The organism is uncultured Megasphaera sp., from assembly GCF_958350005.1.
In the GTDB taxonomy this organism is placed as follows: Bacteria; Bacillota; Negativicutes; order Veillonellales; family Megasphaeraceae; genus Megasphaera.
This window is the reverse complement of the sequence record NZ_CATWFF010000053.1, coordinates 1-11,887: the sequence shown is the minus strand read 5'-3', so window position 1 is coordinate 11,887 and position 11,887 is coordinate 1. Positions and strand designations below refer to the sequence as shown.

14 protein-coding genes are annotated in these 11,887 nt (G+C 51.6%); all 14 read right to left on the bottom strand.

Features of this window, described 5'->3' with window-relative positions; all coding sequences use genetic code 11:
- Positions 1-178: 178 nt before the first annotated feature.
- Positions 179-1,048, bottom strand: coding sequence for a S1 RNA-binding domain-containing protein (locus tag Q3886_RS04670; RefSeq protein ID WP_301860007.1), 870 nt, complete (start codon positions 1,046-1,048; stop codon positions 179-181).
- A gap of 1 nt (position 1,049) precedes the next feature.
- Positions 1,050-1,427: a ribosome silencing factor gene (gene rsfS / locus Q3886_RS04665; protein ID WP_301860006.1), complete on the bottom strand. Its 378-nt coding sequence runs from the start codon at positions 1,425-1,427 to the stop codon at positions 1,050-1,052.
- A 23-nt stretch (positions 1,428-1,450) separates the two neighbouring features.
- Positions 1,451-2,371, bottom strand: coding sequence for an LCP family protein (locus tag Q3886_RS04660; protein WP_301860005.1), 921 nt, complete (start codon positions 2,369-2,371; stop codon positions 1,451-1,453).
- Positions 2,372-2,373: 2 nt separating this feature from the next.
- Positions 2,374-2,967, bottom strand: a complete 594-nt coding sequence (gene yqeK / locus Q3886_RS04655; RefSeq protein WP_301860004.1) for a bis(5'-nucleosyl)-tetraphosphatase (symmetrical) YqeK — start codon at positions 2,965-2,967, stop codon at positions 2,374-2,376.
- The gene (nadD, locus tag Q3886_RS04650; protein ID WP_301860003.1) at positions 2,949-3,566 is read right to left on the bottom strand and encodes a nicotinate-nucleotide adenylyltransferase; all 618 of its coding nucleotides are present in this window, start codon (positions 3,564-3,566) and stop codon (positions 2,949-2,951) included. Before nadD ends, yqeK begins: the two co-directional genes overlap by 19 nt.
- Positions 3,553-3,714: a hypothetical protein gene (locus tag Q3886_RS04645; protein WP_301860002.1), complete on the bottom strand. Its 162-nt coding sequence runs from the start codon at positions 3,712-3,714 to the stop codon at positions 3,553-3,555. The genes nadD and Q3886_RS04645 overlap by 14 nt, the downstream gene beginning before the upstream one ends.
- Positions 3,714-4,961 carry a glutamate-5-semialdehyde dehydrogenase gene (locus tag Q3886_RS04640; protein WP_301860001.1) on the bottom strand — a complete coding sequence of 416 codons (1,248 nt, stop codon included), beginning with the start codon at positions 4,959-4,961 and terminating at the stop codon, positions 3,714-3,716. The genes Q3886_RS04645 and Q3886_RS04640 overlap by 1 nt, the downstream gene beginning before the upstream one ends.
- Before the next feature lie 16 nt (positions 4,962-4,977).
- Positions 4,978-6,108, bottom strand: a complete 1,131-nt coding sequence (gene proB, locus Q3886_RS04635) for a glutamate 5-kinase (RefSeq protein ID WP_301860008.1) — start codon at positions 6,106-6,108, stop codon at positions 4,978-4,980.
- 12 nt (positions 6,109-6,120) lie between these two features.
- Positions 6,121-6,414, bottom strand: coding sequence for a YhbY family RNA-binding protein (locus Q3886_RS04630; RefSeq protein WP_301860000.1), 294 nt, complete (start codon positions 6,412-6,414; stop codon positions 6,121-6,123).
- Positions 6,415-6,429: 15 nt separating this feature from the next.
- Positions 6,430-7,701: a GTPase ObgE gene (gene obgE / locus Q3886_RS04625; RefSeq protein WP_301859999.1), complete on the bottom strand. Its 1,272-nt coding sequence runs from the start codon at positions 7,699-7,701 to the stop codon at positions 6,430-6,432.
- A gap of 203 nt (positions 7,702-7,904) precedes the next feature.
- Positions 7,905-9,089 carry a S41 family peptidase gene (locus Q3886_RS04620; protein WP_301859998.1) on the bottom strand — a complete coding sequence of 395 codons (1,185 nt, stop codon included), beginning with the start codon at positions 9,087-9,089 and terminating at the stop codon, positions 7,905-7,907.
- Positions 9,090-9,101: 12 nt separating this feature from the next.
- Positions 9,102-10,352 carry a murein hydrolase activator EnvC gene (locus Q3886_RS04615; RefSeq protein WP_301859997.1) on the bottom strand — a complete coding sequence of 417 codons (1,251 nt, stop codon included), beginning with the start codon at positions 10,350-10,352 and terminating at the stop codon, positions 9,102-9,104.
- Positions 10,353-10,355: 3 nt separating this feature from the next.
- Entirely contained in the window at positions 10,356-11,243 is an 888-nt protein-coding gene (gene ftsX / locus Q3886_RS04610; RefSeq protein WP_301859996.1) for a permease-like cell division protein FtsX, read from the bottom strand.
- Positions 11,233-11,887, bottom strand: a 655-nt coding sequence (ftsE, locus tag Q3886_RS04605; RefSeq protein WP_301859995.1) for a cell division ATP-binding protein FtsE, incomplete at its 5' end; no start/stop codon positions are given. The genes ftsX and ftsE, both read right to left, overlap by 11 nt.

Genomic DNA, 11,887 nt, shown 5'->3' with positions numbered 1-11,887 from the left:
TACACTAGTCCCCCACAAAATTGTATATATTTATCATATATAGGATATACTTACTCTCAATCTAAGTGCCATGCTTTCGGTAATCTATATACTGACAGTACATACGCTCCATCTGCTATATACAGCAAGGGTGCAAAGAAGTCATATGCTTCTTTGCACCCTTGCTGTTTCTTATAACTTATGTATCCTTTTCATCTTTCAAGTACGTCCAGCCATCTTGCTGGTATATTTTTTTCTCCTTCATCAGATGGCCCAGGGCCCGTTTGAAGGATGCTTTGCTCAGGCCAAATTTGGCTTTAATGACTTCCGGATTGGTCTTGTCGCCATAAGGCATTTTTCCTTTTCGCTGTGTCAGGAACTGAAGGATTTTTTCGCTGTCCGGATTGATGGCATTTTCTTTTGTCTGGCGCAGGGAAATATTGATGCGCCCGTCTTCGCGAAGATACGTAATCCGGCCTTTAATCATCTGGCCAATGAGGATGGGGCCGTTGAACTCGCTGCGGTGCAGGAAGGCAATCCACCGTTCCCGCGTCATCAGATACGCTCCCTGATCGGTCATATTGTACACGGCGCCTTCTACCCAGTCGCCAATCTTTGCGTCTGTCGCCGCTTTGGAGGCACGGCGCATTTCGTCTTCTACTTCCATGGATACGGCCAGGCGATGGGATTTATCTTCATAAAGCTTCACCCAGATATACTCGCCTTCTTTAGGCCGCCCTTTCATTTCGGCAAAGGGCATGAAAATTCCCCGTTCCGTACCGACATCGACAAAGGCACCAAACCGCGTCGTGTTGATAACCGGAGCATAGCCAATCTGGCCTATTTTGATTTTAGGCAGGCGCATGCTGGCCGTCAGCCGGCCTGACGGATCGTGATACAGGAAGACCGTTACTGTATCGCCTACGTGTACTTCGCTGGTCTGCTGATTCTTGTGCAGCAAAATATCGTCATTGGAATTGCCTGTGCCGCCATTTAAAAATGCGCCCATATCGCTGGTCCGAAGGACTTCCAGCGACGCAATGCTGTTTTCCTGAAGTAATGATGCCATACTACTCACCTTCAAACGGGATGCGTTCTGCATCGCACCACAGATTTTCCAGGTCATAATAGCTGCGGTCCTGTTCCACAAATACATGAGCTACGACTTCACCGGCGTCGATGAGTATCCATTTTCCTTCCCGGTATCCTTCGACATGGCGGATATCATAGCCGTTCTTCTCCATCTCTTCTTCGATGTTATCGGCAATACTCTGGGCCTGTTTGTTATTTCGGGCACTGCAGATGACGAAATAATCGGCCATCATGGAAGAGCCGGCCATATCTAAAATAGAAATATTCCAGCTTTTTTTATCAGATGCAGCCTGTGCTGCAATTTCATAACTTTTCTGCACTGTCGCAGCTTTCGTTGATTTCATCGTAATAGGCATGAATTCTTCTCCTTTTTCTTTCCTTACGGCGCCGCTGCTTCCGACTGCGGAGCCGGAGCAATGGCATTATTTGTTGTACCAATAATTTTCTGTCCTTCTACAGGATCATAATTCCACAGCGTTTTGCCTTTCGTTTCGGCGTCAATCGTATTCTCGCCGGGAAGAATATAAAACTGAATATCCGATGCCGGAACATTGCGGAATGCAAAGGCCAGGCTGGCCATATCCTTGGCCGGTATATTGGAATCGACCTGATTCCAGAACCGGTACATAAACAGCATGTTGGACAGACCAAACCGATGCTGCCGGTCATCATAAAACAGCTTGACCAGCCGTTCCTGCCGCTGTGTCCGGAACAGATAGCCGTCACTATCGATATACCGCATATATCCCAGTGCTTCCTGTCCGGTCAGATTCTGATAGCCCTGAAACAGATTGATGTCCGTCGTGCCGTCACCATCAGCATGATACATGTTCTGTTCCACATACAGGGGCAGGCCGCCATTCATATCGACGAGGCGGACAAAGGTATCTGCAGAAAAAATGGCATAAAAAGGAATGGGAATATGGAACATATCCTCTACGACAGCCTGCAGCAGGGGCAGGCCGCCTTCACTGTACACATCCTGCAGTTCCTGCACGCCCTTTCCCCGGCGTCCTTCAATTTTCGTGTTGTCCGGCATCATAATAAAGTCAATGTGTTTTTTATCCGTATTGACAGCAGCCAGACCGATAAAATTGGCCTGTTCCGGCGTATTTCCATCGGTTCCTACGACGAGGACATACAAGGGCCGATCCGGGCTGGTCTGTACAAATTGCTGGCCTGACTGGCGCTGTGCCTGAGACTGCTGATGCTGTTTCCAGGCAAAACCAATGCCGCTGATGATGAGAACAGCGAGGATAAGTATCCCCCAGATACGAGGCGATTTCCATGTACGGTTCATAGTCAGGCCTTCCTATTCTGGTGTTCCAAAATCAGGGCATTGCGGTTGACGACAGTGCCGACGAAAATCGTCTTATGCTGTTCCAGTAAATGGGTAATGGTAGAATCATATCCTGCCAAAACGGCGTCATCCAGGTTTTGAGCGGCTAAGGCACGCAGCCGGTCGACACCGTCAAAATCACGGTTCACTTCAATATAATCGGCAAGGAAAATAATTTTTTCCAGGCGGCTCATATGCACGGCGCCCGTCGTATGATGTGCCAGGGCAGCCAGCAAATCGTCATCGTGAATGCCATAGGTATCCCGGGCAATCGTGACGGCTGCATAGCCATGGAGCAGACTGCCTGTGGCCATGACCGCTTCCGGCAAGGTTTCGCCAAAGGATTTCCGGGCAAGGTCCTGCATTTCCGGCAGAGGCAGCTGCTTGGCCGCATCGTGCAGCAGGCCGGCAACTTCAGCCTGATCGACATCGCCGCCATAGCGCCTGGCCAGACTTCTGGCCGCATCTGCTACGCCGAGGACATGCTTATACCGATGGCCTGTCAAAGTTGTTTTCAGATTTTCTTTTATTCGTTGTTTCAGTGCTTCGTCGTACATTGATATACCCCATTTTTTCTGATGTATTCGACGACGGCCGGCGGCATCATGTACCGGACAGACAGGCCGTCGCGGATACGCCGCCGCAGTTCCGTCGAAGAAATCTGCATCGTCGGAACAGTTAATTTTAAAATATGTTTTCCCAATTCACCAAAATGTTCAATAATCCGGCCAATAGACTCTGTGCCGTCCGGCCGGGTAGCACCGACAAACTGGCAGAGCGACAGTATTTCTTCCGGCCGGCTCCAGTTCGGCAGGTCCTGTATCGTATCTGTTCCGGCAATAAAGTACAGAATATACGAAGGGCCATAGAGTTTTTTCAGAAACTTCAGCGTATCTGCCGTATAGGAATTGCCTTTGCGCCGGATTTCCAGATCACTGACGGCAAAATACGGATTGTCTGCTGTGGCCAGCCTCGTCATAGCCAGCCGCTGCGCCGCCGTAGCCCCATGGACGACCTTATTGGGCGTACTGTATGAAGGAATAAACAAAATCTTATCGAGATGAAAGGTCTGCCGCGCTTCTTCGGCAATCATCAAATGGCCCAAATGGATTGGATTAAAGGTGCCGCCCATAATTCCCAGCCTAGTAATTTCCATAATACAGATAGATTCCTCCCCATACAATTCCTACGGCCGCCGCATACAAGACGAGAAACAGGGCATACCGCCCATATTCATACCGCGTTTTCGGCGCCGCCGCGTACTGCCGCACGGTGCGCCAGTACCCTTTTGCAGTCGTCAGCATCAGCGGATCTGCCCGCTTCCGGAGATGACGTATTTATAGGACACGAGGGCATCCAGTCCCATCGGTCCCCGGACGTGCAGTTTCTGCGTGCTAATGCCGATTTCAGCGCCAAAGCCAAACTCAAATCCGTCCGTAAACCGCGTCGAGGCATTGACGTACACGGCAGCTGAGTCGATGCCCTGCTGGAACACCTGGGCTGTTTCGGCATTATTCGTAATAATCGCTTCCGAATGATGGGTGCTGTAGCGGCGAATGTGATCCATCGCTTCTTCCAGCGACGATACAACGCGGACCGACATGATCAGGGCATTGTATTCTGTTTCCCAGTCGGCTTCTTCTGCGGCTTTCATCGTTTTATCTATGGCGCAGGATGCTTCATCGCCGCGCAGTTCTACAGCATCTCTGGCCATGACCGGCGCCAGCCGGCGGAGGAAGTCCTCTGCCACATCACGGTGCACGAGGAGCGTTTCCATGGCATTGCACGTAGACGGGCGCGACACTTTGGCATTTTCTACGATGCGGACTGCCATATCCAGATCGGCATCCCTATCGACATAGACATGGCAGACACCGCTGCCTGTTTCAATACAGGGAACGGTCGCTGTCTGCACGACCATCTGAATCAGGCCGGCGCCGCCGCGGGGAATGGCCAGGTCGATATACCGCCGTTCAGTCAGCAGTTCCTTGACCAGCGCCCGGTCCGTGTTTTCCAGCAGGGCTACGGCATCTTCCGGCAGGCCTGCCTGGGCCAGTCCTTCTTTGAGCACTGCCGTCAGCGCCATATTGGACTGAATAGATTCGCTGCCGCCGCGGAGGACGCAGGCATTGCCGGACTTGATGCACAGCACGGCAGCGTCGATAGTGACATTGGGCCGCGATTCATAAATCATGGCAATAACGCCCAGAGGGACCGTAACTTTCTGAATGTGCAGTCCATTGGGGCGATCCCATTCATCCAGCACCTTTCCGGCTGGGTCTGGCAGGGTAATGACCTGCCGGACGCCGACGGCCATGTCATGAATCCGTTCTTCCGTCAGGGTCAGCCGATCCAGCATGGATTCGCTCATGCCTCGCTGCCGGGCCCGGGCAATATCCTGCGCATTGGCAGCCATAATATCGGCTCCATGAGCTTCCAGGCTGTCAGCAATGCAGGACAGGGCCTGATTCTTGGCAGCTGTATCGGCGGCTGCCATATACCGTGCCGCTTCGTGGGCCAGACGTGCTTTTCGTTGTACTTCCGATTCCATCGTATCCCAATCCTTTCTACTGCATCGCTACGAGATTATCCCGGTGTATGACTTCTTCATATACGCCTTCATGACCGAGAATATCCGTAATATCGTCAGTTCTGTGACCTTTAATTGCTGCACACTGTTCGCTGTCGTAATTGACGATTCCCTTGGCAATGACCAGTCCGTCATAGACGACATTGACAATGTCGCCTTCACAGAAGGCGCCTTCCACAGCCCGTACGCCGACGGGAAGGAGACTGGAACCGCGGTCAATCAGGGCATTGCGGCACCCTTTGTCCACAATGAGACTGCCCCGGGACTTACTGCCCGACAGGAGCCACCGCTTCTTCGTATGCAGATTAGAGTCTTTTGACGTAAACCACGTACCTACTGTATCACCCTGACAGATCCGGCGAAGGATACCTTCTTCCGTACCGGAAGCAATGACCATATCGACGCCTGATGACGTAGCAATGGCAGCAGCCTGAATTTTCGTATACATGCCGCCTGTGCCAATGGAGGAACCGGCGCCGCCGGCAATATCATAGAAATGCTTGTCAATTTCCGTGACCACAGGAATGACGGTCGCATCCGGATGGGTCTGGGGATTGGCCGTATACAGGCCATCAATATCGGACAGGATAATGAGCAGATCCGCGTCAATAATGCTGCTGACCATGGCAGACAGCGTGTCATTATCGCCGATTTTAAATTCGTCAATGGCGACGACGTCATTTTCATTAATAATGGGAATAATGCCCATATCCAGCATAGTCAGCAGGGTATTGCGGGAATTCATGAACTTCTTTCGGTCCTGTGCATCCATGCGCGTCATGAGCACCTGTCCTACGTTTTGTCCGTATTCGCGGAACATTTTTTCATATGTATGCATGAGAACGCCCTGCCCTACGGCAGCGACGGCCTGTTTCTCCCGCATGGCCTTTGGCCGCTCTTTCAGTCCCAGCGGCCCCATGCCGGCACTGACTGCACCGGACGATACGAGAACCATCTGCTTGTCCTGATTGGCCAGGTCAGCAATTTCCATGGCCAGCCGCTCAATGCGGTAGTAGTTTAACTTTCCTGATTCATGTGTCAGCGTACTGGAGCCGACTTTTACGACAATGCGCCGTTTGTTCTTCAAGTCTTGCCGGTTGACAGTCATCATATCCCCGCCTTACATGGTAATAAAATCGTATCGTGATTTCTTATCTTTTTTCTTGAACAGTACGCCGTAATGGCCGATGACCTGAATCAATTCGGCGCCCAGCATGGACGCCAGGTCTTCCATGGTTTCCTTCGTATCCAGATTGGCGTTGTTGAGCACATGCGCTTTAATCAGTTCCCTGGCCGTAATGGCTGCCCGGGCGCTGTCGATGACGGCATCGCTGAGGCCTTCCTTTCCAATCTGCACAACAGACGGCATGAGGCTTGCCAGGCCTTTCAGTATTTTCTTGTCCTTATTATTCACTGCCACTTCTCTCCCTTATTCATGGTATTCAAATTCCATCGATTCAATGCGGACTGTATCGCCGTCGTGGATGCCCTGCTCTTTCAGAAGCCCGTCCAGTTCCATATACTTCCAGATACGCTGGAACCGCCGCAGCGACTGGTCATCGTCAAAATTCGTCATGGCTACGAGCTTTTCAATACGCGGCCCTGTAATGACGAAGGCGCCGTCATCAGCACGGGTAACGGCAAAGTCCGGCTTTTCTTCCGCTTTGTACACGACTTCTTCCGTTACTTCTTCCGGTTCTTCCACATACGTTTCCAGCAGTTGCCATACCCGTTCGAGAAGGGCATTCATGCCTTCGCCGGTTACGGCACAGATGGGAAATACTTCGCGGCCCCGTTCAGCCATGTATGCCTGAAGGCGATCCAGGTTGTCCGATCCGTCAAGAAGATCTATTTTATTTGCTGCAATGACCTGTACTTTGCGGGACAGTTTTTCATTGTATTTTTTCAGCTCGTCATTGATTTTTTCGTAATCTTCGATAGGATCGCGGCCTTCCATACCGGAAACGTCGAGGACATGAATGAGGATTTTGGTCCGTTCAATGTGACGCAGGAAGTCATGCCCCAGACCGACGCCCTCACTGGCCCCTTCAATGAGTCCTGGAATATCGGCCATGACGAAGCTGCGGTGATCACTGAGGCTGACGACGCCGAGAATAGGGTTGAGCGTCGTAAAGTGATAAGCCGCTACTTCCGGCTCTGCAGCTGATACGCTGCGCAGAATGCTGGATTTTCCCACACTGGGATAGCCCAAGAGTCCGACGTCAGCCAGCACTTTCAGTTCCAGCCGGAGCCACCGTTCTTCTCCAGGTTCGCCTTTTTCGGCAAAGGTCGGCGTCCGGTTGGCACTCGTGCGGAAATGCCAGTTGCCCCGGCCGCCGCGGCCGCCTTTGGCTACGACAACTTCCTGTCCATCCCGGCTGAGATCGGCCAGAATCTGATCCGTTTCTTCGTCTTTTACGATCGTCCCCAGGGGAACGGTAATGCGCAAATCTTCGGCATTGCGGCCGTATTTATTGCTTCCTTCGCCTTTTCCGCCGATTTTTGCCTTAAAGAGACGGCGATACCGGAAATCAACCAGCGTGTTGACATTGCGGTCTGCTACGAGAATGACGCTGCCGCCATGACCGCCGTCGCCGCCATCAGGGCCTCCCTTAGGCACATACTTTTCACGGCGGAAACTGCTCATGCCATCGCCGCCTCGTCCGGACTGTACAAAAATTCTTGCTCTGTCTATAAACATGATTCACCTCAACACTATCTGCACCATTATGGGCGTACACAGACTCTTTGTCTTTCTTGCTCGTATATACAGAAAGAGACACAGCATCCATATACCATGTCTCCTGTCTATCTGTCCTAATCGTATATATACGTTGTGATTCTATCAAAATTTTAAAGCAAAACGGCTAATCTGTAAAGGGATTTTTCAAAAATTTCCACTGATCATTCCTGTCCCTTTATGATTTCCAGCGCCTTTTCCAGCTGATAATCGACAGTATCATCGGGCTGGAGCTGTACGACTACATCAGGTTCAATGCCTGTTCCGTCTACTTGCCGCCCTTTTGCCGTTTTGTATTTGGCTACCGTAAGTTTTACGGCATTATCGGCTGTAACCGGATATACGCCCTGAACGGTACCTTTGCCGTACGTACGGACGCCGACAATTTTCCCCAGGCCCAGATCCTGCACATCACCGGCAACGATTTCTGACGCACTGGCTGAATTTTCATTGACCAGCACGACCATAGGCAGAAGATCTTCCGTACCAGGAGCCGTGAATTTTGTTTCCTGGCCATCGCTGCCAATATAGGACACAACCGTCGTCTGAGGCGGTACGAAATTGCTGGCCACATCGGTTGCCTGATCGACGAGACCGCCCGGATTATTGCGCAGATCCAGGATAAACCGTTTCATGCCCTGACTGCGGAGCTGCTGGAACTGTTCTGTAAATTCCTTGCCTGTATCTTCGCTGAACATGGCAATGCGGATATAGCCAATATCCGTGCCTTCGACCATTTCTCCGGCAACGGTCTTGATATGAATGCGCCGGCGCGTAAGAGAAACATCCTTGTCGACGCCGTCTTCCCGGACCGTCAGCACGACTGCCGTATCGACGGGACCACGAATCTGGTCAGATACGTCTGCCAGCTCCATGCCGGACGTGGGCTTGCCGTCAATAGCCAGAATGGTGTCACCCCGTTTCAGCCCTGCTTCACTGGCCGGGCTGTCGTCCATGACACCGGCAATGAGCACGCCTTCATCAGCTTTGCTGATATACACGCCAATACCGGCATAGGACGCACTCATCTGGCTGGAAAAGGCTTCAAATTCCTCGCCTGACAGGTATTCGGAATGTTTGTCGCCCAAAGTGCTTACAATGCCTTTCAAGGCGCCGTCCAGGAGAGCCTGTTTGCTTATATTGCCGGCATAGTACGTTTCTACAACGTCAAAAGCGCGCAGCAGCTTGAACATGCCCAGGACATCGCCGGTAAAGTACCAGGACAGACTGCCAAAGGACACTCCTGTAACGACGACAATACCGGCCAGTCCTTTTACGACAGTTCCTGCCGCTTTTTTAACGGACAGGCCATGCAGTTTTTCTTTCCACTTGCTTACTTGTTGTTTCATACCTGCGCCGCCTTATAAATAGCCCATGGGATCAACGGGATCGCCATTAGCCCGGACTTCAAAATGTACGTGCGGCCCTGTGGAATTCCCTGTAGAGCCGGCATAGGCAATAACCTGTCCCTGTGAAACAGACTGACCTGATGATACGGCCAGGGATTCGTTATGGCCGTATAACGTCGACAACCCATTGCCATGATCGATAATGACTGCGTAGCCATAGCCGCTGATCCAGCCGGCTTCTACGACGTAGCCGCCATCTGCCGCATGAACAGGCGTACCGTAATCGACGCCAATATCGATGCCGCTGTGGAAAATAGATGTACCGAAAATCGGATGAGTCCGATAGCCAAAAGGCGAGGTAATGACGCCGTTTACGGGCCAGATCATAGCGCCTGATCCGGTAACGGGCTGGTAATAGCTGTCATAGCCACCACCGCCGCCATCAGAAGAATCTGCCGGCGCCTGCGCAGCCTCAGCCTGCTGTTGTGCCGCTGCAGCAGCAGCAGCAGCCGCGGCAGCTGCCGCGGCTGCCCGTTCAGCCTGACGCTGCCGCAGCATTTCGCCAATGGCTGCCGAAGACGCTTCCAGTTCACGATAAGCCGCTTCGGCCGTAGCTTTATCGTTTTGAGCTTGGTGAAGAACAGCTTGCTGTTCCTGTTTATGCTGTTCAATTTCCTTTTGCTTATTAGCAGCATCTTCTTTCAGCTGTACCTGCTTCTGCCGTTCTTCCTGCAGTTCCTGTTCTACCTGATGGATCTGATCGCGCTGTTCCCGAATAGATGTAATCAGTTCCATATCGGCAGCAATGACGCGACGGAGCAAGTCGACGCGGTTGGCAAAATCACTGAAATCTTTGGCTCCCAGTACGACGTCAAGATAGCTCAGCTGGCCGTGCATGTAAATATCGCGAATGCGGACGCGAAATACATCCATTCGCTTCTCCAGCTTGGCCTGTTCAGCAGCCAGTTTTTTCTGCGTCGCTGTAATTTCCTGTTCTGTCTGCGCAAGCTGTTCGGAAATCGATTTATAGTCAGCCGTCGCGGCATCCAGATTTTGCTGAATGACCCGCAGTTTTTCAAACACATTGCCAATGACCGCTTCGGCATCACTTTTTTTCTGGGCCTGTTCGGCCATCTGTCCCTGTACGTCTGACAGCTGATTCTGTAAATCTTCATCTTCTGCCAGCACCGAAGCATAGGGACTCAGCAGCGCTGCTGCCACAAGGGCAGCAATATATTTTTTTTGTCCTGAAAAATTCCACATACCTTACACCTTCATATACCGTTTCAGGGAAATCGTACTGCCAATAGCACCGATAATCATGCTGATAATCAAAAGGAGTGCACTCATGTGATAGATAAACGGATACATGCTGACCAGCGGCAGAAATGCCAGGGAGCGATGAATGGCTTCTACGACGACTTCATAAAACTGAAACAGGGCAATATCGGCAATGATGCCGCCAATAAATCCCAGGATCAGCCCTTCCAGCAGAAAGGGCCAGCGAATGAACCAGTTCGTCGCGCCGACGTATTTCATGATGCCAATTTCCTTGCGCCGCGCAAATACAGTGAGCCGTATCGTATTGGATATGATAAACAGCGTCGCCAAGGTCAGGAAGACGACCAGCGCAATGCCGCCCCAGCGAATGACTGTCGTAATCTGGAAGAGCTGTTCAATAATTTCCTGCCCGTAATGGGTACTTTCTACTTCCGGATATTCTGCCACAATAGCGGCAGTCCGCTTGACCGCTTCGGGACGGGTAAAAGTCACTTCATACGAGCTGGGCAGCGGATTCTTCCCGTCCAGGGCACTTAAAATCCCAGGCTGATCTTTCATGCGGTCTTTCAGTTTCGCCATGGCTTCATCTTTATTGGTAAAGGTAATTTCATTGACGTCATCCAGCGCTTTCAGCCGCTTGCCGACGCTCATGACCTGATCCGTCGTCAGGCCATCTTTCAGATAAATGCTGATTTCGACCTGACTTTCCAGATTTTCTGCAAAATGATCGAGATTGGCCACAATGGTCATGAAAATACCAAGGATAAACAGAGACAGGGCAACGGTAATGATGGAGGCGACGGACATAAAGCTGTTTCGCCAGAACGACTGGCATGCTTCGGCAACAAAATAGCGCATGGTCCTAATCTTCATCGTTATATCCCCCTTTCATTTCATCGCGTACGACGGCGCCGTCAACGATTTCGATGACCCGCTTGTTCATTAAATCAACCATCTGTTTGTCATGAGTTACCATGAGGACTGTTGTCCCCATGTGATTGATTTTTTTAAAGGTATCCATAATATCCATGGACGTTTCCGGATCCAGATTGCCTGTCGGTTCGTCCGCAATGAGCAGAAGCGGGCGATTGACAATGGCCCGGGCAATGGCTACGCGCTGCTGTTCGCCGCCGCTCAGATTCTGCGGCAGTGCATCGGCTTTCCCCAGCAATCCTACCAGATCCAGAACGGTCCGGACCCGTTCTTTAATAACCCGCCGCGGCGATTCGATGACTTCCATGGCAAAGGCCACGTTTTCTTCGGCCGTTTTATTGGGCAAAAGGCGGAAGTCCTGGAACACGATGCCCATTTTGCGGCGCAAATAGGGGACGCGGCTTTTCGGCAGCTTATTGACTTCCGTGCCGTCGACAAATACAGAGCCTTCTGTCGGCAGCTCTTCATGCGACAGGAGCTTGATAAACGTCGACTTCCCGGCACCGCTGGCACCGACGACGAAGACGAACTCCCCTTTCCCAATATGGAGCGAAACATGGTTCAATGCAACAGAACCATTATCA

Coding starts and splice junctions, on each gene's coding strand:
- Q3886_RS04670 (WP_301860007.1), bottom strand. CDS start 1,048: ATGGCATCATTACTTCAGGAAAACAGCATTGCGTCGCTGGAAGTCCTT.
- rsfS (WP_301860006.1), bottom strand. CDS start 1,427: ATGCCTATTACGATGAAATCAACGAAAGCTGCGACAGTGCAGAAAAGT.
- Q3886_RS04660 (WP_301860005.1), bottom strand. CDS start 2,371: ATGAACCGTACATGGAAATCGCCTCGTATCTGGGGGATACTTATCCTC.
- yqeK (WP_301860004.1), bottom strand. CDS start 2,967: ATGTACGACGAAGCACTGAAACAACGAATAAAAGAAAATCTGAAAACA.
- nadD (WP_301860003.1), bottom strand. CDS start 3,566: ATGGAAATTACTAGGCTGGGAATTATGGGCGGCACCTTTAATCCAATC.
- Q3886_RS04645 (WP_301860002.1), bottom strand. CDS start 3,714: ATGCTGACGACTGCAAAAGGGTACTGGCGCACCGTGCGGCAGTACGCG.
- Q3886_RS04640 (WP_301860001.1), bottom strand. CDS start 4,961: ATGGAATCGGAAGTACAACGAAAAGCACGTCTGGCCCACGAAGCGGCA.
- proB (WP_301860008.1), bottom strand. CDS start 6,108: ATGACTGTCAACCGGCAAGACTTGAAGAACAAACGGCGCATTGTCGTA.
- obgE (WP_301859999.1), bottom strand. CDS start 7,701: ATGTTTATAGACAGAGCAAGAATTTTTGTACAGTCCGGACGAGGCGGC.
- Q3886_RS04620 (WP_301859998.1), bottom strand. CDS start 9,089: ATGAAACAACAAGTAAGCAAGTGGAAAGAAAAACTGCATGGCCTGTCC.
- Q3886_RS04615 (WP_301859997.1), bottom strand. CDS start 10,352: ATGTGGAATTTTTCAGGACAAAAAAAATATATTGCTGCCCTTGTGGCA.
- ftsX (WP_301859996.1), bottom strand. CDS start 11,243: ATGAAGATTAGGACCATGCGCTATTTTGTTGCCGAAGCATGCCAGTCG.